At 40.8% G+C, this 23773-nt stretch carries 22 protein-coding genes and 1 pseudogene; 22 read left to right on the top strand and 1 reads right to left on the bottom strand.

Translation table 11 applies throughout. The features are described from left to right. Nucleotides 1-44: 44 nt before the first annotated feature. Nucleotides 45-356: a PDZ domain-containing protein gene (locus tag BSHG_RS00150; RefSeq protein WP_008661774.1), complete on the top strand. Its 312-nt coding sequence runs from the start codon at nt 45-47 to the stop codon at nt 354-356. Nucleotides 357-391: 35 nt separating this feature from the next. On the opposite strand, the pseudogene BSHG_RS23620 reads toward BSHG_RS00150, so the two are convergent. Further along, nucleotides 392-508 (bottom strand): annotated as a pseudogene (locus BSHG_RS23620) (IS982 family transposase); the annotation flags it as partial. A gap of 155 nt (nt 509-663) precedes the next feature. On the opposite strand from BSHG_RS23620, the gene BSHG_RS00155 reads away from it, so the two are divergent. From BSHG_RS00155 to BSHG_RS00250, 21 genes are all read left to right on the top strand, one after another. Next, nucleotides 664-2541, top strand: a complete 1878-nt coding sequence (locus BSHG_RS00155) for a tetratricopeptide repeat protein (RefSeq protein WP_005799080.1) — start codon at nt 664-666, stop codon at nt 2539-2541. A 118-nt stretch (nt 2542-2659) separates the two neighbouring features. Next, nucleotides 2660-3064 (top strand): DUF3244 domain-containing protein, encoded by a 405-nt coding sequence (locus BSHG_RS00160; protein ID WP_008661772.1) that lies wholly within the window; start codon nt 2660-2662, stop codon nt 3062-3064. Further along, entirely contained in the window at nt 3036-3656 is a 621-nt protein-coding gene (locus BSHG_RS00165; protein ID WP_008661771.1) for a lanthionine synthetase LanC family protein, read from the top strand. The genes BSHG_RS00160 and BSHG_RS00165 overlap by 29 nt, the downstream gene beginning before the upstream one ends. Nucleotides 3657-3663: 7 nt before the next feature. Further along, nucleotides 3664-4443, top strand: a complete 780-nt coding sequence (locus BSHG_RS00170; protein WP_008661770.1) for a galactosyltransferase-related protein — start codon at nt 3664-3666, stop codon at nt 4441-4443. Continuing rightward, nucleotides 4436-5032: a lanthionine synthetase LanC family protein gene (locus BSHG_RS00175; RefSeq protein ID WP_008661769.1), complete on the top strand. Its 597-nt coding sequence runs from the start codon at nt 4436-4438 to the stop codon at nt 5030-5032. Before BSHG_RS00170 ends, BSHG_RS00175 begins: the two co-directional genes overlap by 8 nt. Then, nucleotides 5029-6243 carry a TIGR04157 family glycosyltransferase gene (locus BSHG_RS00180; RefSeq protein ID WP_008661768.1) on the top strand — a complete coding sequence of 405 codons (1215 nt, stop codon included), beginning with the start codon at nt 5029-5031 and terminating at the stop codon, nt 6241-6243. Before BSHG_RS00175 ends, BSHG_RS00180 begins: the two co-directional genes overlap by 4 nt. 51 nt (nt 6244-6294) lie before the next feature. After that, complete coding sequence (locus BSHG_RS00185) at nt 6295-6546, top strand: TIGR04149 family rSAM-modified RiPP (RefSeq protein WP_005799093.1); 252 nt, start codon at nt 6295-6297, stop codon at nt 6544-6546. A 149-nt stretch (nt 6547-6695) separates the two neighbouring features. Next, a complete protein-coding gene (locus BSHG_RS00190; RefSeq protein WP_008661765.1) occupies nt 6696-7886 on the top strand; it encodes a 6-bladed beta-propeller in 1191 nt (396 codons plus the stop codon). A gap of 16 nt (nt 7887-7902) precedes the next feature. Continuing rightward, the gene (locus BSHG_RS00195; RefSeq protein ID WP_008661762.1) at nt 7903-8160 is read left to right on the top strand and encodes a TIGR04149 family rSAM-modified RiPP; all 258 of its coding nucleotides are present in this window, start codon (nt 7903-7905) and stop codon (nt 8158-8160) included. 129 nt (nt 8161-8289) lie between these two features. After that, a complete protein-coding gene (locus BSHG_RS00200; protein ID WP_008661761.1) occupies nt 8290-9492 on the top strand; it encodes a 6-bladed beta-propeller in 1203 nt (400 codons plus the stop codon). A gap of 175 nt (nt 9493-9667) precedes the next feature. Next, the gene (locus BSHG_RS00205) at nt 9668-11143 is read left to right on the top strand and encodes a radical SAM peptide maturase (protein WP_008661758.1); all 1476 of its coding nucleotides are present in this window, start codon (nt 9668-9670) and stop codon (nt 11141-11143) included. Nucleotides 11144-11161: 18 nt separating this feature from the next. After that, the gene (locus tag BSHG_RS00210; RefSeq protein WP_005799098.1) at nt 11162-12376 is read left to right on the top strand and encodes a TIGR04150 pseudo-rSAM protein; all 1215 of its coding nucleotides are present in this window, start codon (nt 11162-11164) and stop codon (nt 12374-12376) included. A 13-nt stretch (nt 12377-12389) separates the two neighbouring features. Further along, nucleotides 12390-13061, top strand: coding sequence for an acylneuraminate cytidylyltransferase family protein (locus tag BSHG_RS00215; RefSeq protein ID WP_008661754.1), 672 nt, complete (start codon nt 12390-12392; stop codon nt 13059-13061). A gap of 10 nt (nt 13062-13071) precedes the next feature. Then, a complete protein-coding gene (locus BSHG_RS00220; protein WP_008661752.1) occupies nt 13072-15546 on the top strand; it encodes a hypothetical protein in 2475 nt (824 codons plus the stop codon). 49 nt (nt 15547-15595) lie between these two features. Further along, on the top strand, nt 15596-16486 hold the full coding sequence (locus tag BSHG_RS0220850) for a glycosyltransferase family 10 domain-containing protein (protein WP_032497523.1): 891 nt from the start codon (nt 15596-15598) through the stop codon (nt 16484-16486). Next, entirely contained in the window at nt 16483-17478 is a 996-nt protein-coding gene (locus BSHG_RS00225; RefSeq protein ID WP_005804212.1) for a glycosyltransferase, read from the top strand. The genes BSHG_RS0220850 and BSHG_RS00225 overlap by 4 nt, the downstream gene beginning before the upstream one ends. 67 nt (nt 17479-17545) lie before the next feature. Next, nucleotides 17546-18211: a sulfotransferase family 2 domain-containing protein gene (locus tag BSHG_RS00230; RefSeq protein WP_005799102.1), complete on the top strand. Its 666-nt coding sequence runs from the start codon at nt 17546-17548 to the stop codon at nt 18209-18211. A gap of 12 nt (nt 18212-18223) precedes the next feature. Beyond that, complete coding sequence (locus BSHG_RS00235) at nt 18224-18823, top strand: hypothetical protein (protein WP_005799104.1); 600 nt, start codon at nt 18224-18226, stop codon at nt 18821-18823. A 35-nt stretch (nt 18824-18858) separates the two neighbouring features. Beyond that, nucleotides 18859-21069 (top strand): peptidase domain-containing ABC transporter, encoded by a 2211-nt coding sequence (locus tag BSHG_RS00240; protein WP_005791796.1) that lies wholly within the window; start codon nt 18859-18861, stop codon nt 21067-21069. A 2-nt stretch (nt 21070-21071) separates the two neighbouring features. Next, nucleotides 21072-22391: an HlyD family secretion protein gene (locus BSHG_RS00245; protein ID WP_005799106.1), complete on the top strand. Its 1320-nt coding sequence runs from the start codon at nt 21072-21074 to the stop codon at nt 22389-22391. A 169-nt stretch (nt 22392-22560) separates the two neighbouring features. Next, a complete protein-coding gene (locus tag BSHG_RS00250) occupies nt 22561-23748 on the top strand; it encodes an OmpA family protein (protein ID WP_005791792.1) in 1188 nt (395 codons plus the stop codon). Nucleotides 23749-23773: the final 25 nt, after the last annotated feature.

Genomic DNA, 23773 nt, shown 5'->3' with positions numbered 1-23773 from the left:
AAAAACTAATGCTTTTTCTTAAAAGATTTAATGTTTTTTTCGACATGAAATCACAAAGATTAGGTTTGCAGCCAATAAAGAATTACGAACGAGTGGTCAATCCTCAGAAGAAACGATTCCACATGTCATCCCGTATGAATAGCCATGGAAAAATTATTATTACTAAAATTGCCGATTATGAGAGTAATTATATTAAAAAAGCCGGTTTGTTAGAAGGTGATGAAATTATTGCTATAAATGAAATTCCTATTAAAATGATCACTATAGAAGAGAATACAAAGTTAAATCGACGAGGTCAAGGTAAATCTTATAAAATACCGATGGTTATTGATAGAAATGAGGTTCAAGGTGATTGAATGAAATAATAATATTAACGTGATTCGATACAATCTTAGAATAATCTAAACTGCCCGTCATTGACAAAGTCCACATCAATGGCGGGTTTCTTATTAAAGAAACAATATGCTGTAATAACCGACAAGGTATTTGCGATAAAATTATTAAATGATCCACCGGATAGATATATACTTTTCCGGAAAAAGAATAGGTCTGTTCTATTCTTTATTTTACTTATTGTTGATATTTAAAAATATAATTGTACTTTTGAGGAATGGGTTCATAGAACTTATTTTATTCTTTATTTTGGATTATATTTGAAGACAGATGAAATCATCTTATATCTGCTGCGTATTGTTATTTGTTTTGTTTTTGGTAAGTTGTACCGATGGGCGTTCTGAGGGGCAAGTAGCCCGTTTGTTACGTCAGGCCGAAATGTGTATGGAGGAATGTCCCGATAGTGCTTTAGTGTATCTTCATCAAATACCGGATCCGGAAAAGTTGACGGGAGAAAACCAAGCTGATTATTGCCTACTGTTGACCCAGGCAATGGATAAGAATGATTTACCGTTGAGCTCGGATTCGTTGATACAAATAGCTGTTGGCTATTATTCAAATGGAAAAGATAGGCTAAAAAAGGGTAAAGCGTCATTCTATTTAGGAAGGGTTAAATCTTCAAGGGGCATGTTAGAGGATGCACAGAAATATTTTTTAGAAGCTCTCTCTATATTGGATGTAACAGACAATCTTAAATATCAGGCATTAGTGCGCAATCATTTGGGGCAACTATATATGAATTTAGACTTGTACCAAGATGCTTTAATAATGAATAGTCAATCGGTCTCCTTATTTCAACAATTAACTGATACAGCCAATCTTGTGTATGCAGAGCGTGATATGGGACGGATTTATTTATTAGAGGGTAGGCAAGATAGTGCTTCTCTTTATTATCAGCAGGCTATCAACGATGCTCTCAGTTATTCTAAATCGGATATATACAAGGATATTGTTTCTGAGTGGGGACAGATTTCAATGTATTTAGAGATGTCTCCTTCAGCAGAACAAATGCTTTTGTCAAATTTGGAATCAGACTTAGTCTTAGATAAAACCCCAGTATGTCTTAGCCTTGGAATTTATTATTTGTCTAATAAACTCTATTCTAAAGCAGAAGGATATTTGTTGAAAGCAGCTGCTTCTTCGCGACCATATACTCGTGTTTCTGCATATAAATATTTGGGGCATCTTGAAACACGAAATTTAGATTTGATTTATTGGGATCAATATGAACAAGCTCTTGATTCTTTGGAGCGACAGAATTTAGCTTATGCAGTGAAAGAGATTCAGGAAAAATATAATAATGCTGCGTTGCAAGCCCACACTTTTAAATTGGAAAATGAAAGACTTCATTCCACCATATCTTACTTATCGGTAATTCTGTTATTATTGAGTATAACCTCGGTTATCTATGTGTTCTATATGAAAGAAAGGCGTAGAAGACAGATTGAAAAGGAGGAATTCAATAGAAATATGAAGGCGCATGAACAAGAGCGAGCAAGGTTATTGGCAGAGTTGAGTGACTCTAAATTGCATGTAGAGAAACTTGAACAATTAAAGAGCGAACAGAAACAGAGCTCTTTGGAGGTGCAAGAAAAGACAAATGCACTTTTGGAACAGGAAAAAGAACATTCCTGCAAAATTAGTCAACAACTGGAAGAGTTGAAAAAGAAATGGAAAAATCAATTGTCTATAAATATTGATTTGAGAGCTCGAAATAAGGATTTGTCTTATAAGATAAAGTCATTAAAAGATTCTGATATGGAGAATACTCCTGGCTTATATGCATCAATTAATTTGTTGGTCAGAATATTAACATGTGATCTTTCAGAAATTAAAACTTTAAAAGTGGACGATTGGGAAGGATTGTTCCAATGTATTGATTTGCTCTATGGTAATTCTTTGAGAAAATTTATAGATCAGTACCAAAAGCAACATGATGAAGAGTTGGATAGAAGAGTGGTTGCCATTTGTTATTTTGAATATATCAAAGTGAAGCATGCTCGTCAAGCTGCTATTTTGAGAGTTTCAGCTCAAGCTTTGAGTAAACGTAAACAGAGACTTAAAATTGAACTTGGAGTTCCTGATATGGCTTCTGTCGGACGGGTAGTCAAACCAGTTTGTCCATCAAATAAAAAGGAGTTGATGTAAGTTGCTGATTTTATGTGATATATATTGAGATATTGTCCATCTTCAAATTTGCTTTTCATTTTCGGAACCTGTAGTTTTGTAGCATAAGTTTATTAATGTTTAACTAAAAAAAATTGCTATGAAACACTTATTAAGTACGATTATTTTTCTATTTGCTGTCATTCTTAAAGGTAATGCTGAATCTTATTCCTTTCCTTCTCCTAATGAAATTAATAGTGTAATTAATCTGGACTTGAAAGGAATATTCAGTAGTACTCATACAAAATCACTCCCTTTGACACCTGTGGAAGCGTCTCTTGTAGATAATACTCTTCTTAATATATCTTTTGTAGTTCATTCCGGAGAGGTTACTGTACGTATTCTTTCAGAGAAGGGGATATTGTATTCTTCTTGTATAAATTCGGATCAGCAAAACTCCTTAGCTATTTCTGTAGAAGATTTTGAAAAGGGAGACTATAAGCTGGAGTTGACAACGCCAGCAGGAGGATACGTCTATGGTTGGTTCACTATTAATTGGGAATAAGCATTTCTTGGTTAGGGAGTTAGTTCAGGCAGGACGTTCTACGTCCTGCCTCGGACTCACCAACGGAAAAATGGGGATTGCCATTGCTCTTTTCCGCTATGGTCGCCTTTCCGGTGAGTTAGCTTATGAAGAAGTTGCCAGTGAGTTGCTCGATGATGTTTGCCAGAACTTGAACTATTCAATGCCGATCTCCTTTAATGATGGATTATGCGGGATCGGTTGGGGTATTGAATATCTGATACAGCATGGCTATGTAGATGCCGATAGCGATGAGATATTGAGAGATATTGATCTGTATCTGATAAGGTGTATTCATATTTATGGATTGTCAGGCCTCTCGTTGCGAAATGGAATTGTTGGATTGGGGCGCTACATCTTAATCCGGATCACTCCAACCTTCTTATTTGGTGATACTTTTTCCAGTGCTTTGCTGAAAGAGTATTTTATCTATTTGATAGATTGGCTGGAAGAGGAATTGAAGCGTGTAGATGAGCCTGTTGATGATTTGCTTGATTTTTTATTTGACCTATATCCTACAGGGTTTTATCAGACCAAAGTTTCTGACTTGATAAAATATTGTATGAATAAATAAAAAGACTATGAAGTACTCCGAACAAATAACAATTGGCATCCCTGTGCGGATAGATAGTCCGGCAAGAATGAGAAATCTTCAGGTCTTACTTCGTCATTTGTCTTTGTCGGGAATAAAAATACATGTATGGGAAGCCGGTGATGTAAGAAGTGAATTGTCCGGCTTTGCCAGTAATAAAGACACCTATACTTACGAAAGAGATGAAAGTTTGGTTTATCATAAAACATTGTATGTCAATCGATTGCTAAAGGCCGCTTCTACACCTGTTGTTGCAATCTGGGATGCTGATATACTACTCCCTTTATCGCAAATAGAGGCTTCTGTACTTGCGATTATTGAGCAAGGCTATTTGTTAAGCATTCCGTATGACGGAGTCGTGAAAATGCTTTCGGAGGCTCAGAGTGAGGCGTTTGAATATTCCGGGCAAGGATGCGACTATCTGACAATGTTCGCCGCTACATACGCCCGTTTGATGAGACGCCCTTCGTGTGGTGGAGTATTTGTTGTTGATCGGGAGAAGTATTTGCATTGGGGAGGAGATAACGAACGTTTTGTCAGTTGGGGACCGGAAGATGCCGAACGTATCCGGCGAATAGAGATATTGGGATATCCTGTGCATTGGGTAAAAGAGGGCCCTTTATATCATTTATGGCATCCTCGAGGAGAAAACTCCGGGTACGCTACAGAGGAGTTGGCGTTTCAAAACCGGATGGAGTTTATAAAAGTGTGTAGCATGGAGCGTAACGAATTGCGTGAATATATAAAAGCTTGGAAAAACAATGGGTAAAGTGAACGAAGCATTATTAAAACGAATAGCCGATCACCAGATGTTGCATGGGAGTTTCCGCAGAGATCTGGGAGTACTGAATGGCAAAATGGGAATTGTATTGTTCTTTTTCCATTATGCCCGTTATACGGGGCGTGTACTTTATGAGGACTTTGCTGGGGAAATGCTGGAGGAAGTAATTCAGGAACTTCACAGCGATTTGCCGATTCGTTTTTCCGATGGTTTATGTGGGATTGGCTGGGGGGTTGAGTACCTGATTCAGAATGCTTTTATAGAAGGGGATTCAGATGAGATATTGGAAGATTTGGATCAAAAAATAATGGAATGGGATCCTCGGAGAGCTACAGATCTTTCATTTGAGTCGGGGTTAGAGGGAGTCGCTTGTTATGCCTCTTCCCGTTTAAAATCTACTGTCCGGAATCGGATGCCTTTTGATCAAGTCTACCTAAGCGAATTGGAAATGGTTGTTCAGCAAAAGGGACTGAGGATGAGGTTAGAATTGGACGATGTATTTGTGAGAGTGATTGATACAGGGAATATAGAAGAAGAAGTATCCTGGAAATATGGATTAAAGATGATAGCTTTATGAAACATATTTATTTAATAGGGAATGGAAGCCGTGCCGCTCAGTATGGAGTTGGGACTTATATTCGGCAAATGTTTGAATTTTTTAGGCAGACTTCTTCTGTGAGATTAACTATTGTTGAGTTGAACTCGGAGGTAAAAGAGGTGACGGAAGAGTGTGATAATTCGGGGAAAGTGCGCTATTTGAAAATTCCTGCTCAAAAGAGTGAGGGAAGAAAAGGAGATGTTGCGTATTGTTATCGGAATATTGCTTATTTGCTTGCGCTGCATTTCTTGAAGGATGAGCAAAACGTGTTGCATCTGAATTATTTGCATCATGCCCCTTTAGCAGACTGGCTGAAGAAGATAGGAGTGGAATTCTATTTACTTGTGACTATTCATTATTTGGATTGGTGTTTCATGTTAAAGGGAAATACTCGATTATTTCGTTCGATCATTCATAAGGAAGAGCAGTCGAATGAGTGGGGCGAAAAAATACGGAATAGTTATGAGCGGGACAAACGATTGTTTCAGCATTCGGATAAAGTGATATGTTTGAGTCAATATACTCAGAATTTGCTGCGTGAAGACTATGGAGTGGAAAAAGAAAAACTGGTTGTGGTTTATAACGGCTTAAAGGATGAAGCGATTAAACTGAGTAAGGAGGAGCGTTTGGAAAAGAGATCTGCATTAGGATTTAGGGAGACGGATAAGATTATTCTTTTTGTAGGGCGCTTAGATCGGATTAAAGGAGTTCAATATTTGATTGAAGCTTTTCGGCAAGTCATCAGAAAGAATCCGAATAGTCGGTTAGTGATTGTTGGGGATGGTGATTATGATAAATATCTGAAACAATGTGCTGGTATATGGTCTTATGTCGTTCTTACAGGGAAGGTAGAGAAAGAGGTGCTGTATACTTTTTATCAGATAGCTGATGTTGGAGTTTTGCCTTCTTTTCATGAGCAATGTAGCTATGTAGCCATTGAAATGCTAATGCATGGACTGCCTTTAATAGGAACAGGCTCTACCGGTTTAAAAGAAATGGTAGAAGGGATGCATTGTTTACCATTGAAAGAAGAAGATGATAGTGTAGATCTACCTATTGATTTATTGGTGCAGTGGTTAATCGAAGATCAAGAGCATCTACGGTCGGAGAAGTATAGGAGGCGATTTGAGGAACGATATACTTTACGGAAGATGTCAGAGAATATGTTTTCTATCTATTTGAATTTGTAACTCGAGTTAGTGAGATATATAATTAAATTATTAATTTAAAATTTTGTGACCATGAAAAAACTTAGTAAGATTAAATTGACCAATCTTTCTCAGGAAGATTTGGCGGATCGTGAAATGAATGCACTTCGTGGAGGACATAACTGTGGATGTGCATGTTCGTCTACTTCTAAGGCAACGAATCATTCATCGAATGAAGATCGTGATTTACATTCTCCAGAAGGTAATGTCATTTGCACTTGGGTAGGAGGAGCAGGGTCTGATATCTCAGTATACGGTGGAAGCAAAGCTCCCGGTATGCCTTAATTGAGATATTATCTCTCTATTAGGTAGAAATACACCTGTTGTATAGTGTGTGTCTTTGTGGTACTTTACTTAAAGGTATGAATCTTACATCAAAGATAAATGTCTGATCAACACTTATCTTTGATGTATACAATTTAATAAATATGCGGATGAATAAATATTGGGGTACATGGATCGTATTTATAGGAGTTTTTTTTCATTCATGTAAACAAGAAGTCAAGCAGAATAATATATCCTTTTATTCTGTCGATTTACTGGAAATGGAGAAAATGAAAGGGGAAGAAATATTGCTTTCTGATTTGATAGAATCATTGGAAATTATTAAGTTGGATAACAGAGAAGAGGCATTGATTGCTACTTATTCCTTTGGTATCGATGTTTCAAGCAATTATATCTTAATAGAGCCAGATGGCGTTTCTGCTTTGAAATTATTTACTCGTAAGGGACGATATGTGGCTGATATAGGTGGAGTTGGTCAAGGCCCTGGAGAGTATAAATATGCTGTGAATAGATTTCTTGATGAAAAGCAGGGACGTGTGGCTATTGCCGAAAATAAAAAAATGTTATTTTTTGATCTCAAAGGCCAATTTTTATCGGAAGAGAGTATTTCATTGCCGGAAACGATAACGAAGAGTTCCATTTGGATAGATTTGGAAAATGAAAAAGCTGTAGTGGTCGTTCTTCCCTTTGCTGATATAGGAAATCCAAAAGCACCGATCAGTAAGAATCTATGCTGGGTACAAGATTTTAAGGGGAATATCTTGCAAAAAATATCTGCTATAAATTATGCAATTGTGCCGGATTATAGTAATGAAGTATTGGCTCCCCGGAATGTTGATGCCTATTCTTTCTCCCTTTGTCAGGTTGTCGGGCGTACACGCCCTGACACTCTATATCACTATGATATTGCTAATAATCTATTGAAACCTTATTTTACTTTAGATAATGTAATGCAGGAGGATAAATATATTGTAACGTCATTGTATGAGACTCCGGAATATTATTGGAGTAGAGTAACTATTGGACCAGCTAAAGTGCTATCAGATGGAGCTCCTGTTCGTATGACTGTATTTAATGTTCGTGTTTCTAAAAAAGATGGTAGTGTGAAGCGCATTGATCGTTTTACAAATGACTTTTTGGGACTTTCTTATCCTTTCTTAACTATGCGCAATGGCTATGTTTGTATTACTTATGAACCCCTTGAATTGATGGGTGCTTTAGATAAAGTCCTTACCCAAACAGATTTGGAGCCTGATGTACGTAAACGGGTCGCCGATTTACGAAATAGTCTGCACGAGAATGATAATGACATTCTTATCATTGGAAAACTGAAACAATAACTAAATTTTAAATATCATGAAAACATTAAGACGTATTAAATTGAATAGTTTAAGTCAAGAAGATTTGGCAGACCGTGAAATGAACGCGCTTCGCGGGGGGCATACCTGTGGATGTGCTTGTAAGCAAGGAGCAGAATTTAAAGCTACTAACTATAGTGCTAATGTAGCTGATGATAAGTATTCTCCTGAAGGTAATATTATTTGCAACTGGGTAGGGGGCAGTGGTTCTGATATGGCCGTTTATGGCGGAAGTAAAGTTCCTGGCATGCCTTAGGCAAATTGGGCTAAATTCAAATTTTAATTTCTTTGAGGGATTAATTTGATATTCGCTGAGTCATGAATGTATTTTATCAATGACAAGCGGTTGATTATTGCTTGTCATTGATAATAGCTAAAAGAGTATATGAAAAAATATTTATACTTTATTGTTTTTGTAACTTTATGGTCGTGTTCAGCTGATAAGGTTAATGTAAAAAGTGAGGATAATTCTTTTTACTCAGTTGATTTGCGTATAATAGAGAAGACAAAAGGGACAGTGATGTCTTTGGGTGATTTAATGGAGTCATACGAAATCATTAGATTGGACAATAGGGATGAGGCGCTTATTAAAACCTATCCATCTAGTGTTTATGTGACGGATAATTATATTTTGTTGCAACCTGATGACGTTGTATCTCCTGTTAAGCTATTTACGCGTAAAGGACGATATGTGGCTGATATTGGCGGAGTAGGTCAAGGCCCGGGAGAGTATTTATACTTATTTTCATGGTTGGTGGATGAGAAAGAAAACCGTATTTATTTAGGCCCGGGAAGAGCTGACAAGGTGCTTGTCTATGATTTAAAGGGGAATTATCTGCCGGATGAGGTTATTCGTTTCGGGGAAATAGTACATAAGTCTCAGATATGGGTGGACTATGATAAAAAAAACGTAGCTGTGGTTACTTTACCCTTTTCTGCTAATGTGAACTCGAACTTTGCAATTAATAAGAATGTGTGCTGGGTGCAAAATAGGGAGGGTGATATCGTGCATCGGATTCCTGTAAATCATTACGGTTTAATTGGAGATTACAGTAATGGTTTAGTGGCACATCGGAATGTGGATGCGATTTCTTTTTCTATTTTTGAAGACCCCATGTTGCGTACTCGTCCTGATACTTTGTATCACTATGATGCAGTAAAGAATATAATAACTCCATGCTTTACAATAGATCATGTTGTTTCTGAAAATCAAAGTGCTTGCACTGTTTTATATGAAACTTCAAGGAGTTATTGGGCGCAAGTCACTTTATATCCTAATAATCTTTCCTCATGTGTTTCTTCTGTTCGTTTACCAGCCTTTAATGTTTGTGTTTCGAAAAAGGATGGCAATGTACGGCGCATTGATCGCTTTACTGATCCTCTTTTAGGTTTATCTTATCTTTTTTTAGCTATGAAGAATGGTTATGTCTGTATCTCTTATGATCCTCTTGAACTGATGGATGCTTTAGATAAAGTCCTTACCCAAACAGATTTGGAGCCTGACGTATGTAAACGGGCCACTGATTTACGAAATAGTCTTCACGAGAATGATAATGACATTCTTATCATTGGAAAACTGAAACAATAACTAAATTTTAAATATTATGAGAGCATTAAGACGAAATAAAGTTGAATAGCCTTAGTTAAAGAAATTTGGCAGATCACAAGATATATGTATTTTGTGGAGGAAATAATAGTATTTGTAATTATGTTAGATCTATTGCTTTCGAGGCAAATCAGGAAGCAAGTAAATACATAGATATATGAAAAATGATATTGCATTTTCTACTCCGTTTCATGCTTATGTTTATTCGTTTCGGCATAAGGAATATTTGCCTCTTCATCCGATCTTGAAAAGGATTTATACGGTTATGGAAGAAAAGAAAAATATTGAGGAAGATGAAGAACTGAGATGTTATCCTAAAGAGCAGATACTTCACTATTTACAAAAATATAAATTTCTGAAGGAAAACGAATTTATTGGTGAAAAAGTGAAGACGGAGTTTGGAGAGATCACTGAAACTATGGTCCGAAGAGAAGTTGAGAACCTGACGGTTCTTACTTTCGAGGTTACAGAACGTTGTAATCTTCGTTGCCGCTATTGTGCTTTTGGTGATTTATATTATGGATACGATGAGCGGAAAGGTGAGAACTTAGATTTTCCAAAGGCAAAACAAATACTTGATTTTTTATTTGGCATTTGGGAGAAAAAACCTCACTTATCAGTTGCTCGCACTCTTACTGTTGGTTTTTATGGTGGTGAACCACTTATGAATATGGATCTGATAAAGCAGATTGTTTCTTATATTGACGAACATAAACCTGAAGGTATGAAATTTGCATATAATATGACAACCAATGCCATGCTATTGCGTGTATATCAAGATTTTTTGGTTGAGCATAAGTTTCATCTTTTGGTTAGTTTGGATGGTACTAAAGCTGATGACTGCCATCGGGTAACAGTGAATGGTAAAAGTTCGTTTGTACAAGTTTTCGATCAAATAAAGAATTTACAATTTTGTTATCCTGAGTACTTTAAAAAGTATGTAAGCTTTAACAGTGTAATTCATTCTGAAAGCAATATTGAAAGAATTGTGGATTTTTTTCGGGCGGAATTTGATAAACAGACTTCTCTGTCAGAGTTGAACAATTCCAGTATCGCCCAAGAAGGGAAATATGCCGAAATGAGAAAAAGTGTTTTTCAAAGTATTGCTCTTTCTCCTCGTAGGAAGGAAATAGATCAGCAGTTGATGTATAATGCACCGGATATTTCTACTGTGACTTACTTTTTGCATCATTTATCGAATGAGGTCTTCAGAGATTATCGATCGATGTTTTATGGGAAAAGGAATTTTAAATTATTGCCTACGGGGACTTGCATACCTTTTAATCGTAAAATGTATGTAACGGTACATGGGAAAATATTAGTTTGTGAGCGTATTGATCATGACTTTGCTGTTGGGCATGTGACTGATGAAGGTGTGGAACTGAATTTTGCCCATGTTGCTGAGAATCACAGAAAATATTGTTCTAAGCTTTTGTCACAGTGTAAACAATGTTATATGCAGGAATCTTGTTCTCAGTGTATGTATTATACCAATGTGTTGGCAGATAAAGTTGTTTGCCGGAATTTTAAAAACCGAGAAATGTTTGCCGGATATTTAGCGATGAATGTAGATTATTTGGAGCATAATCGTTGGGCATATTCAAAAGTGATGAAAGAGATTTTTATTTTTTAGTACTTAATATTTAATGCAATGAATTATTACTTATATATAGAACCTTATACTCTTTTTTTTCGAAAAAAGGGTGAATGCCTTTTCTATAATACTTTAAATAAGAAGGTATTGAAAATAGATGTATCTAATGATATGTATTTTATTCTGGATAAACTGGAAACAGATAAATACACTATATTATCAGACGAAAATCTTCAAACTCAAACGGTATCTTTTTGGGTGAATAGACTTAGAGAAACGTTTAATGGTGATATTCTTCCATTTTCAGACGGGAGCGTTCCTCCCGCCATCTTTCCTCCTTTCATAAATAATCAGAGGGATTTTGAAAGATTGAATACTTATGAATGGGTAGAGAAGGATAATCAAGTTATGAATTACTTAGAAGAAATATATCTTTATTTGAATGGTTGTGAGGAAGAGGACGATTCAATCTGGAAACAGATCCCTTCATATTTATGTAGCGATAAAGAGATGGATAGCAGAAAACTCCTGCAATGGTTAGATGGTTGTATAGATAAGCAAATAAGTCAAGTCTATTTATTGGGTGGAGATGTGTTGATGTATAAAGACTTAAATGAAATATGGGGAATGCTGGAGCAAAAATCTATGAGTATTCAGCTTTATTATCGATACGACCTTTTTACAGAAAACCATAAAAAACTTTTGAATGCTACAATCGGGCAGTTAACTTTTGTGGTACCGATGTGGAAATTTGATGAGGAACTATTTTCTTCTCTGAGCCGTACGGTAGAAGGCATAGAACAGAATAAACGGTGGTTATTCCTGATTACATCGGATAATGAGTATGAACTTGCTGAGCAATTGGTAAGCAAGTACTCGTTAGAGAGTAGATCAATAAGACCTGTTTATAAGGAAGATAACCTTTCTTTTTTTAAAGATGCTGTATACTTGGAAGAGACTGATATTTGTAATACTTGTTTGGAGAAGAGAGATTTTTATGTCAGTCAGAAAATAAATAAGAATGATTTTGGGCGATTAACTGTTTTACCTGATGATAAAATATATGCAAATGTTAACCATGCTGAGATTGGAGTTATGGAGAAAGATACAATAGCATCTGTATTGTATAAAGAGATGACCGAAGGTCATTCCTGGCTTCGCATCCGCGATCAAAAACCTTGCTGTGACTGCATTTACCAATGGCTGTGTCCTTCGCCCTCTAATTATGAATTGGCTATTGGAAAACCGAACCTCTGTCATGTGAAACCATAAATGATAATAGCTTATGAATCGTACTTTCTGTTTTGTTCCGGTTCGCAAAGGGAGTAGAGGTATTCCCGGTAAGAACCTGCGTATGCTGGGAGACAAACCTCTGGTATGTTGGATTATCGATACCGTCCTTGCTTCCGGCATAGCGGACGAGATATGTGTAGCGACCAATTGTGATGAAATGGACAGTCTGATACGAGGCCGTTACAAAGAAGTTGTACAGATATTCAGGCGCAGTGAGTGGAGTGCAAGGGATGAGGCTTCCAGCCTGGAAGTTGTACAGGAATATCTTAATTATCGTAAGCCGGACCGGAATGATGATTTTATTTTGTTACAGGCTACTTCTCCTTTTACGACTGCACAAGAACTAAGGGGGCTTGTAGAAGAGATGAAAAGGGGGGAAGCGGATTCCTATGTTGCCTGTTGCCGTTTGAAGAAGTTTCGTTGGAGTGATGAGGGGAGACCTTTGGACTATTCATTCGAAACCAAACCTCGCCGACAGGAGTACAAAGGTTTTCTGATAGAGTCGGGAGCTTTCTATGCTTCTACGGTGGGGAGAATACTGGACTCCGGGCAGCTTCTTTCGGGAGTTGTGAAGGTGGTGGAGGTCGGTCCTGCAGGGATGATAGATATCGATGAAGAAGCGGATTGGGGGCTGGCTGAACATTATATTGAAACCGGGCTTTAATAAAAAAGATATGGATAGACGGGACTATTATGTGGAGTATTATGAGGTGCTGGATAGGGTGCTGTCTGACTACGTGAACCATTTGAGGGAGGAGAAAGAGTATTGGCTGAAAATTGGGAGGCATGATGTGGGCGTGCCTTTGATCAATTTACTATTCTGGCAGTTCACTTGGCATAGAGAGGAGTACGACCGGTTACGTAAAGAAGGAAAGAGCTGTGGGGAAGCATTGGGTAGCGTAAAGGAGATACTGGCCGATAAGCAGGTGGAAGAATGGGAGCGACAGGAAGAGGAATACAAAATCTACGACCATGAATGGTATGAGGCACTGGCACCTTATGGCGGGCAGTTGGTGATCTATATTTATAATGCCCGTCAGTTGGCTTATCTGACTCCGTTGATTGAACGTCTGGAAGAACCGGTGTTGCTCTTGTCGGAATATGAGATTCCGGATGAAACGGAGTTGCCGGACTTTGTAACGGCCATTACTCTTGAATTTACCAAAACAGTTCCATTGGTTAATCCATTCCTGAAAGAGTGGTTTCCCTTGATTTTTCAATATGCGAATACATTTGATATATTGATGAGGATCTTGCAACCTAAAGGATTGATTTTTCTGGAAGGTTGCCATTACCAACAGTTATTGCTTGCCACCATAGGGCGTGATTATGGAATACCGACCTTGTGTATCCAGCAGGGATGGCCGTCATTGATGCACACAGCTTTCAGGAGGATGCCTTACCGGTACTATCTGATGTGGGGGGAAGGTTTCCGGACTTTGTGGGGGAAGCATAATCCGTTGCCGGACTTTGTCCCGACGGGTTATATGTATCAGGTGGAACCACGTAATGAAACGAAAAAGGAGTGTGTTACTTTTTTCTTGCAGGGACCTTTTTTTCTGAGTGACAAAAGGTATCTTCAAGAGATGATCCGTCTGATAGGGACGGTTGCCGCGGAATTTCCCGCCCGGCGGTTTCTGGTGCGTGAACATCCCGAGTTCAGGATAGGTGAGGAGGTACGCATGGAATGGGAGCAGATTCCCAATATAGAAATGGTAACGGATGAAAAGCTGGCAGAGGTATTTGCCCGCACACGGGTAGGGGTGGCACACTATTCTTCTTCTTTGATGGAGGGAGTGGCACACGGTGCTGTCCCGTTGGTGTACGATCCGACTGAGGGATCGCGGTATTCTCCGGATGTGGAAGCCGAGGGGCTGGGGATGATAGCGAAAACGAAAGAGGAGTTGACCGGCGGTTTGTCCCGGATATTGGGGAATTATGAAGATTTTAAACAGAGGATAGAGAAGGAACAACCTCTGTGGTTTCAGGCAACAGGAGGAGAAACTCTCCGGAATATGGTAGGGTTTATTAAAGAAAAAATGCCTCCTGTTACGTTGAAGGAGATTTATGTGGTTGATACGGATACGTTGACACGCGAACGGCCCGTCGGGGTATCGGGGTTATTGCGCTGTAAGAATTGTGAGGATTTTTTGGAGATGTGCATTGATTCGTGTATCGATGGATTGGATGAGTTGATAGCTGTCTATCATGATTGTACGGATCGTACGCCGGAGATTCTCAGGCAGAAGGCGGCACAATATCCGGATAAAATCAGGGTCTTTGAGTATCAGCCGTCTGTATATCCGATCGATCTGGATGAGGAGGAGTTGGAGAAGGCAAAGCTGTTGCCGCCCGACTCTATCCATACGTTGGCAGGTTATTGCAACTATGCATTGTCGAAAGCAAGCTATCGGTACGCAGTGAAGATCGATGCCGATCAGGTTTATTTTACGGATCGGCTGAAACATATCTGTGATGCTTACCGTTCTGATAAAAAAGTGCGGTTCAACGTGGCGGAATGTATCTCTTACAACCTGTATCGGGCTTATGTGGACTCTTTCAACCGTATAGAGATGCGACCGTTCAGGTGGCTGGAACGAATTGCGTTGTGGACACATGCGTTGTATGCTTCTTATCTGGAGAAGATGATCATCCGGTATAAAGTGCCTGTCTCGATGTCGGGCATTAACTTGTTCCGGAAAGACCGGGAGTGGATGGTAGGGTTGGGGCAGGAACATCCGGAGCCTGATAGCAAAGAGATACTCCCTCCGTTCAATGGCGTGCGTGATACTTTCTTTTTTGAGGTGTCTGAGGACCGGATATTCAGGTATGTGACGGAAACGAAGCCGGATGGCCGTCATCGGGGGGTGGAGGTGATGCGTTGTCCGAATGAAATATTGGATGCCGGCTTTTGTTGGTTTCATTTGCGTGCCCTGATGAAGGAGCATGAAGAGGGCTATCGGCAGTCTTACCGGAAACATCCGGAGAGGTTTATACCTTTAGGGACCTTTGTGAAGCTGTCGTATAGAAATTTACAACAGAGATATAAACCTTTTGTTGCCGTACGTTGGGCGGAACCGGTATTCGCTTATTTCTTCATGACGGGTAAAGGGAGGATTCCGTGGAAAAAGTTGAAAGAGATAGAATGAATAGTGGCAGATAAATGTGTTTCGCAGCTTGATAAAAGATAGATGGTAGATGGATATATTGATTCTTTTTTATAATACGATGTGGGGATTTCCACTCGAGTTCCGAAAGGAAGATTTACCTGGGGGCTGTGTGATAACGACTGATCGAAACCTCATTGCAAAGGCGGATGCTGTGGTTTTCCATTTGCCCGATTTGCCTTCGGTGATGGAGGATGAAATCGATAAGCGGGAAGGACAGCTTTGGGTGGGATGGAGTCTGGAATGTGAAGAGAATTATAGTTGGACGAAGGATCCCGAGTTCAGAGAGAGTTTTGACTTATGGATGGGGTATCATCAGGAGGATGATATTGTGTATCCTTATTATGGATCGGATTATGGGAAGATGCTGGTTACGGCACGGAGGGAAAAGCCTTATAAGAAGAAGGCATGTATGTTTATTTCGAGTGATATGAACCGGAGTCACCGACAAGAGTATCTTAAGGAATTGATGCAGTATACCGACATCGATTCGTATGGGAAACTATACCGTAATTGTGAATTACCTGTTGAGGATCGGGGACGGGATACACTTCTTAGTGTGATCGGGGATTATCAGTTTGTGATAAGTTTTGAGAATGCGATAGGGAAGGATTATGTGACAGAAAAGTTTTTCAATCCTTTGTTGGCCGGTACTGTTCCGGTCTATCTGGGAGCTCCCAATATTCGGGAATTTGCTCCGGGAGAAAATTGTTTTCTGGATATTTGTACTTTCGATTCTCCCGAGGGAGTAGCCGCTTTTATGAATCAATGCTATGATGACGAGGCATTGTATGAACGTTTTTATGCATGGAGGAAACGGCCTTTATTATTGTCGTTTACAAAAAAGTTAGAGCAAGTCCGGAGCAATCCGTTAATCAGGCTTTGCCAAAAAATACACGAACTAAAATTGGGAGGGATATGAAAGAGGTAAAAAGACCGGTAGTTTCGGTGGTGGTTCCGGTCTATAATACGGAACCTTTTCTGGCGGAATGTCTGCACTCTTTAGAGAAGCAGACTTTAACGGATATTGAGATCATTTTGGTGAATGACGGATCGACGGATAATTCCGGGAGGTTGCTGCGGGAGTATGCGGGTAAGGATGCTCGTTTCGTTTATGTGGAACAGGAGAATCAAGGGCTCTCTGCTGCACGAAATACCGGAATGGAACATGCTTCCGGGCATTATCTGGCATTTCTGGACAGTGATGACTGGCTGGCAGAGAATGCTTTGCAGGTGTTATGTGCTATTGCAGCGAAGACCCGTACTGATATTGTTTCGGGAAACACACTGGCGGTGCATGCCGATGGACAGGTGCAAAGTTGGGAAAGAAGGGGCAGAGAGTTGTTTGCGACAGGCACCGTAGTGTCCGGTAGTACATATTTTTCAAGAGTGATGGATTGCAGGTGTTATGTCCCCATGGTATACAATTATTTATATAGGAGGGATTTTATTGAACAGAATGGATTTCGCTTTGAACCGGGGTTGGTTCATGAAGATGAATTATGGACTCCTCAGGTGCTGACAACCGCTCAAAAAATAACGGTTGCCGATATTGATTTTTATTATTACCGGCAACGGGAAGGATCGATTATGACGGCGACGGCAGCGGGCAGGCGGATTGCTTCCATTCAATTGATTATTGAGAAGTTACTGGAATATAGCCGTAAGCACTTGTTTGAGAAAAAATATAGAGAGGCAAAGGAAGCACTCTATGTAAGGCTGTTGCAGATATATTCTACTGCCTGTACATTGCATCCGGACGGAACTTATACAACTTTGTACGATAGGGCGGGAGAGATGCTTCGTGTTTGTGAGGAACTCAGGCGGCAAGAGTCTCTTGGGAGATGGTATAGTGAGGAAATCCTCAACAGGATGAAACTGTATTATGACCGGCTCCAAACGATGGAAGGATGAGGGGGGATGGCAGGGAGCTGAACAACTTCATTTTATGTATGTTAGACCTTGAAAATCGTAGTATGTCATGAAAGATATTACAATGCTAAACAAACCACCATTAGACTTCTTCGGATGCAACTTTTGTCTTGTAGAGAAGCATCGTATGGCTTTTGTCCTTATTTCGAAATGTGGACTTACTTTTTTGGAAAACATAGCTATTTATGCGTCAGCAGGTATGATTCCTGATACCGAAGATCAGACTCATTTTTATATCGCCCGGGTAAAACCAGAACGTTTTTTGGTACCGGTTTCTGAGATGTCTGGTTATGAAAGGGAGCATAAATCGTATTTGAAGGTAGCGGTTTGGAGGGATCCGGTAGAAAGGCTGGTTTCTGCTTATAAATATTTTATACTTGAACGTACCTTCAATCAATACATGTACATGTGTAATCTGTATCAGGATTGTTCTTTTGAACGCTTTCTTTCGTTCGTTGAGTTTGAATTGGGGAAGGCAAATCCGTTGTGGCAGGATGAACATATACGCAGGCAATCTGATTTTTATACTTCTGCTGATGTGGACTGTATTGTACCTCTCAGCAAGTTGAACCGTTTTTTAGCCGAGAGGGGAGTGGATATGCCGGAAGAAAAGGCAAATGCCACATCTGTCCGGTTTGAACTGAAGGATGAAAAACAGATAGCAAAGATAAAAGAACTATATCGTCTTGATTATGAAATACCTGTTGGTTGTTAAAAAAAGAATAAGATGGATGCACATATAGAACAAATAGCAAAATCGCTTTACTTCTCTTGCAAACAATTTGATATAGGGCTATTTTATGGAAAGATGGGACGTTGCCTTTTCTTTTTTGATTATTCACGTGTCACTGAATTGAGGGCGTTTGAGGAACTGGCCGGAGAATTGCTGGATGAAGTGATGGAGAGTGTCTGCTTAGGGATGCCGGTCGGTCTGTCTTTCGGATGGTGTGGTATAGGTTGGGGGGTGGAATATCTGGTCCGGAAGGGATTTGTGGAAGATGATGATAATGAAGGGCGCAATAAGATTGATGAGAAAGTGATGGAGTATGATGTCAGGCGCTTGGGCGATTACTCTTTAGCTACAGGGTTGGAAGGAATTTCATGGTATGTATTGCTTAGACTCTCTTCGGGAGATAAAGGTGTAAGGATAGGGGAAAAAAACTATCTGTCTGATTTGAAAAGTGCTTGTGAGAAAGCTTTAAAAAAAGGGCGGTATGAGGGGATACTTCTGTTACTGGATTTTCTGAATGGGAAAAGGGCAAATTATCCTTTCGGGGAGTTTTTTTCACAAATTCCGGGAGAAGCGCATTATATTCCGGATATGTGATGTATTTTTGTTACGTAGACTAATATTATGAATCAATGAAATTAAATTCTTTTCCTCACTATCTCCAGTTGGATGCTATGGATTGCGGTCCTTCCTGCCTTCGCATGATTGCGAAGTATTATGGTAAGAGCTACTCCCTGCAAACTCTCCGTGCACGCTCTTTTATTACCCGTGAAGGAGTTTCCATGCTGGGCATCAGCGATGCGGCGGAATCGATCGGTTTCCGTACTTCGGGGGTGCGCATCTCTTTGGAGCAACTGAAGAAGGATGTACCGTTGCCTTGCATTCTGCATTGGAACCAGAATCACTTCGTGGTCTGTTATGATATAAAGAAGAAACGTAGCGGCTACCGTTTCTATATCGCCGACCCCGCCCGTCAGTTGATTTCGTACAGTGAGGAGGAGTTTAAGAAATGCTGGTTGTCTACTAAGGTGAATGGAGAGGAGAAAGGGGCTGCACTTGCGCTTGAACCGGGTCCGGAATTCCAAGGGCAGGGCGACGAAGAAGAATCCGGCAGTCGCAGTCTTCGTTTCTTTCTTAAATATTTGTCTCCTTATCGTAAACAACTGATTCAACTGATTCTGGGAATGCTGACAGCGAGCTTGTTGCAGCTTATTTTCCCTTTTCTGACACAGTCATTGGTGGATGTGGGTATTCGCGACGGTAACCTGAACTTTATCACTCTGATCCTGATTTCACAACTGGTGATTTCCGTTTCACAACTTTCGGTCGAGTTTATCCGTAGCTGGATTATGCTTCACATGAATACGCGTATCAATATTTCGCTGATCTCTGACTTCCTGGCGAAGTTGATGAAGCTTCCGCTCCATTATTTCGATACGAAGATGATTGGTGACATTATGCAACGTATAGGCGATCACGGACGTATCGAGAGTTTTCTGACGGGATCGTCCATCAGTACGCTTTTCTCTTTTGTGAACTTCTTTATCTTTGCTTTTGTGCTGGCTTATTACAATCTGGGTATTCTTGCTATCTTTCTGGTGGGCAATTCACTCTATATCTGCTGGATTCTTGTGTTTATGAAGTACCGGCGCGAATTGGATATCCGCCGTTTTGCCCAGGCGGCGGGCGAACAGAGTAGTTTGATACAGTTGGTGACTGCCATGCAGGAGATCAAACTGAACAACTGTGAAAAACAAAAACGCTGGCAGTGGGAACGTATTCAGGTGAAACTTTTCAAGATCAGCGTAAAAGGTCTGGCACTGGGACAGGTGCAACAGGTGGGTTCTGTCTTTTTTAATCAGACTACGAATATTGTCATCTCTTTTATTGCTGCTAAATCGGTTGTGGAGGGAAATATGACGTTGGGTATGATGATGTCACTGACGTATATTATCGGTCAGTTAAGCGGTCCGATCGGTTCTTTTATCGGTTTTGCACAGCAGTTGCAGGATGCGAAGATCAGTCTGGAGCGCCTGAACGAGATTCATGGGCAGAAGGATGAAGAGCAGGATATTGCCTCTAAGCTGACGGTTCTTCCGGAACGGCGTGATATACGTATCGAGAATCTCTCGTTCAGTTATGACGGTGCGGATCGTGACTATGTGCTGAATGATGTGAACCTGAACATACCCGAACACAAGGTGACGGCGATTGTGGGTGCGAGCGGTAGCGGCAAGACTACGCTGATCAAGCTGATGCTTGGCTTTTATACTCCGAATAAGGGGGATATCAAGATAGGTGAGACCCCTCTGGATGTGGTAAATCCGCACCTCTGGCGTGCGAAGAGCGGTTCGGTGATGCAGGATGGCTTTATCTTCTCTGACACGATTGCAAATAATATTGCCGTGGGGGAGGAACAGGTGGATGTGGAGCGCCTTCGCCATGCGGTGACAGTGGCCAACATTCGTGACTTCATCGATTCTCTTCCTTTGGGGTATAATACGAAGATCGGCATGGAGGGAAACGGCATCAGCCAGGGACAGCGTCAACGCCTGCTGATAGCCCGCGCTGTTTATAAAAATCCTGAGTTCCTGTTTTTCGATGAGGCGACGAATGCATTGGATGCCAACAATGAACGCGAGATTATGGAGCATCTGCACACGTTCTATCGTGGTAAGACGGTTGTGGTAGTGGCGCACCGTTTGAGTACGGTTCGTGATGCGGATAAGATCGTGGTGCTGGATAGGGGTGCTGTAGCCGAAGAGGGAACCCACCGGGAACTGACGGAAAAGAAAGGATTGTATTATCAGTTGGTGAAGAATCAGTTGGAATTAGGAAGTTAGATATGGAAAAGGAGCACACATATAAAGAGATCGAGCTTCGTAGCGAAGAGGTGCAGGAAGTGATGAATCGTGTTCCGGCATGGATTCTTCGCAGTGGCATTACGGTGCTGTTTGTCATAGTGGTGGCATTGGTTGCCGGAAGCTATTGGTTTAAATATCCGGATGTGATTGCTGCGGAGGTGACGGTAAGCACACAAGATCCTCCGGCTTACGTAGTGGCCCGAGCAGCCGGAAGACTGGAGAATCTGTATGTACAAAACGGTCAGGAGGTGGAACCCGACACGAATCTGGGGACAATAGAGAATACAGCTTGTGCGTCGGATGTATTCTCCTTGCAAGAGCGGATGCGGAAGTGGAAACAGGAAGGATATACGCCTGAGTCGGGTAAAGGGCTTTTTCTACATTCGGAAACAGATCGCTGGCGGCTGGGAGAGATACAGTCGGCCTATGCGGCGTTTGTGAGTACTCTCTCCGAAATGGTGCGTATGAATGAATTGGGGTATTATGCAAAGAAGTTACAGTCGCAGAGGGAACTTTTGGAGACTCAGAAGAAATATTATGGTCAGGTTCGGAGCCAGTATTTTCTGATAGAGAAAGAGTATGCCCTGGCTCATGCTTCGTATACGCGAGATTCAATTCTCTATCATCGCCAGGCGATGATTATTACGGAGTTTGAACAGTCTGGGAGTCGCTACCTGCAAAGTCTTCAGTCAAGGGAGTCGGCCCGCATGCAGTTAACTCAGGTGGATATGCAGATAGAACAATCGGAAGAGACATTGCTCGATCTGGAGAAACAGGCGTTTGAGGAGAAGCAGACACAGGCCGTGAATCTGAGAAATGCTACGGATCAGTTGCAGAGTCAGCTCACCGCCTGGGAGCAGCGTTATCTGCTTCGAAGTCCGGTTGGGGGAAAGGTTACTTTCCTGAATGTATGGAGTGTGAATCAGTACGTGGAATCGGGGGCTACAGTGTTTGTGGTTGCTCCCGAAGAAGAATCTTTGCCTGTGGGGACGGCGTTGCTGCCTTTGCAGGGGTCGGGTAAAGTGAAAGCCGGACAGCGGGTAAATCTGCGTTTGAACAACTATCCGGATCAGGAGTTCGGCTATGTAAAGGGGAAGGTGAAAAGTGTATCGCCCCTGCCGACGGCGGAAGGCATGTATGTGGTCGATATTGCCTTACCGGACGGACTGACAACCAATTATGGGAAGACCTTGCCGTTGACTCGTGAGATGAAGGGAAGTGCGGAAATTATCACGGATGATCTTCGCCTGCTGGAAAGATTGATTATGCCGTTACGAAAAATTTTCATGGAACAAAAATAGGTCAAAGTAGCTTTAGGACTATATATAATAAGGTGTATCCCCCGAACTTTGTAGAAAATGCCTCGGAAATTTCTATTTATCCAAAACCTTTTAGTTTCGTTGGTGTTATTTAAATAGTTTCAATAATAAATAGGAAGATTTGTAATAACCACTTTAACTATTAAGGTATATGAAAAAGATTCTAATGCTGCTGGCCTTAGCCGGCGTTACATCTGTTGCTTCTGCGCAGCAGACTACAATTACGGGATACGAAGTTATCCAGGTACAAGACAAATATCAAGTGATCACTAACCCTTTCTGGGATAATTGGTTTTTCTCTATCGGCGGAGGTGCTGAAGCACTGTTCGGCGATAATGACCATGTCGGGAAATTCAGGGACCGTATCAGTCCGACATTGAATGTGGCTGTCGGTAAATGGTTTACTCCGGGATTGGGGTTGCGATTGCAGTACAGTGGCTTACAGGGACGCGGCTTTGCCGGTTCGGAAACAGCTGATTTTGTGAAGAGTGGTAAACTGGCTAATGGGTATTATAAACAGAAATTCAACTATATGAATCTTCACGGGGACGTGATGTTCAACTTGAATGCACTGTTTGGCGGATACAACTCTCACCGTGTATATGAAATTATCCCTTATTTGGGAGCCGGTTTTACTCATTCATATTCGAAACCTCATCGTGAGGCGTTTGCTATGAACGCAGGTATTATCAACCGTTTCCGCGTTTCGAGTGCGGTAGATATCAATATCGAAATCGGTGGTATGCTGGCCGAAGATAAGTTTGACGGAGAAATTGGCGGAAAACATGGATATGACGGTGTTGCCAGCCTGACTGCCGGTTTGACTTATCGTTTCCCGGCTCGCGGATTTGCCCGTCCGATGCCACAGATTATTTCTGAAATCGAACTGGCTAATATGCGTCGTCAAATGAATGACATGGCTGCTGCTAACCAGTCACTGCAACAGCAGTTGGTTGACGCACAGAATCAGCCGGTGGCAGAAGTTGCCGAACAGGTAGTCGTTACGGATGCTAACATTGCTCCGCGTACCGTATTCTTCACAATCGGATCTTCTGAACTGTCACCACGTGAAGAGATGAACTTGTCTTATCTTGCTGCCAAGATGAAAGAATTCCCGGATACACAATATACCGTATACGGATATGCTGACTCAGCAACCGGTACTCCTGCATTCAATAAGGAGTTGAGCCAGAAACGTGCTCAGGCTGTTGTCAATGCATTGGTTAAGAAATACGGAGTAGATTCCAGCCGCTTGAAGGTTGATGCCGGTGGTGGTGTGGATAAATTCGGTAAACCTATTTACCTAAACCGAGTTGTATTAGTAGAGTCTGTTAAATAAGTTCGGACTTGACTTTCTTTAAAAG

The organism is Bacteroides sp. 3_2_5, assembly GCF_000159855.2.
Lineage (GTDB): Bacteria > Bacteroidota > Bacteroidia > Bacteroidales > Bacteroidaceae > Bacteroides > Bacteroides fragilis.
Note: the sequence above shows the minus strand (reverse complement) of the source record. Positions and strands in the feature narration are given on the sequence as shown.

What these genes read in the sequence shown, in the direction of transcription:
- BSHG_RS00250 (WP_005791792.1), top strand. Translation starts at nt 22,561, where the DNA reads ATGAAAAAGATTCTAATGCTGCTGGCCTTAGCCGGCGTTACATCTGTT.
- BSHG_RS00180 (WP_008661768.1), top strand. Translation starts at nt 5,029, where the DNA reads ATGAAACATATTTATTTAATAGGGAATGGAAGCCGTGCCGCTCAGTAT.
- BSHG_RS00170 (WP_008661770.1), top strand. Translation starts at nt 3,664, where the DNA reads ATGAAGTACTCCGAACAAATAACAATTGGCATCCCTGTGCGGATAGAT.
- BSHG_RS00175 (WP_008661769.1), top strand. Translation starts at nt 4,436, where the DNA reads ATGGGTAAAGTGAACGAAGCATTATTAAAACGAATAGCCGATCACCAG.
- BSHG_RS00150 (WP_008661774.1), top strand. Translation starts at nt 45, where the DNA reads ATGAAATCACAAAGATTAGGTTTGCAGCCAATAAAGAATTACGAACGA.
- BSHG_RS00200 (WP_008661761.1), top strand. Translation starts at nt 8,290, where the DNA reads ATGAAAAAATATTTATACTTTATTGTTTTTGTAACTTTATGGTCGTGT.
- BSHG_RS00235 (WP_005799104.1), top strand. Translation starts at nt 18,224, where the DNA reads ATGGATGCACATATAGAACAAATAGCAAAATCGCTTTACTTCTCTTGC.
- BSHG_RS00155 (WP_005799080.1), top strand. Translation starts at nt 664, where the DNA reads ATGAAATCATCTTATATCTGCTGCGTATTGTTATTTGTTTTGTTTTTG.
- BSHG_RS00190 (WP_008661765.1), top strand. Translation starts at nt 6,696, where the DNA reads ATGAATAAATATTGGGGTACATGGATCGTATTTATAGGAGTTTTTTTT.
- BSHG_RS00245 (WP_005799106.1), top strand. Translation starts at nt 21,072, where the DNA reads ATGGAAAAGGAGCACACATATAAAGAGATCGAGCTTCGTAGCGAAGAG.
- BSHG_RS00220 (WP_008661752.1), top strand. Translation starts at nt 13,072, where the DNA reads ATGGATAGACGGGACTATTATGTGGAGTATTATGAGGTGCTGGATAGG.
- BSHG_RS00195 (WP_008661762.1), top strand. Translation starts at nt 7,903, where the DNA reads ATGAAAACATTAAGACGTATTAAATTGAATAGTTTAAGTCAAGAAGAT.
- BSHG_RS0220850 (WP_032497523.1), top strand. Translation starts at nt 15,596, where the DNA reads ATGGATATATTGATTCTTTTTTATAATACGATGTGGGGATTTCCACTC.
- BSHG_RS00160 (WP_008661772.1), top strand. Translation starts at nt 2,660, where the DNA reads ATGAAACACTTATTAAGTACGATTATTTTTCTATTTGCTGTCATTCTT.
- BSHG_RS00205 (WP_008661758.1), top strand. Translation starts at nt 9,668, where the DNA reads ATGAAAAATGATATTGCATTTTCTACTCCGTTTCATGCTTATGTTTAT.
- BSHG_RS00225 (WP_005804212.1), top strand. Translation starts at nt 16,483, where the DNA reads ATGAAAGAGGTAAAAAGACCGGTAGTTTCGGTGGTGGTTCCGGTCTAT.
- BSHG_RS00240 (WP_005791796.1), top strand. Translation starts at nt 18,859, where the DNA reads ATGAAATTAAATTCTTTTCCTCACTATCTCCAGTTGGATGCTATGGAT.
- BSHG_RS00215 (WP_008661754.1), top strand. Translation starts at nt 12,390, where the DNA reads ATGAATCGTACTTTCTGTTTTGTTCCGGTTCGCAAAGGGAGTAGAGGT.
- BSHG_RS00210 (WP_005799098.1), top strand. Translation starts at nt 11,162, where the DNA reads ATGAATTATTACTTATATATAGAACCTTATACTCTTTTTTTTCGAAAA.
- BSHG_RS00185 (WP_005799093.1), top strand. Translation starts at nt 6,295, where the DNA reads ATGAAAAAACTTAGTAAGATTAAATTGACCAATCTTTCTCAGGAAGAT.
- BSHG_RS00230 (WP_005799102.1), top strand. Translation starts at nt 17,546, where the DNA reads ATGAAAGATATTACAATGCTAAACAAACCACCATTAGACTTCTTCGGA.
- BSHG_RS00165 (WP_008661771.1), top strand. Translation starts at nt 3,036, where the DNA reads ATGGTTGGTTCACTATTAATTGGGAATAAGCATTTCTTGGTTAGGGAG.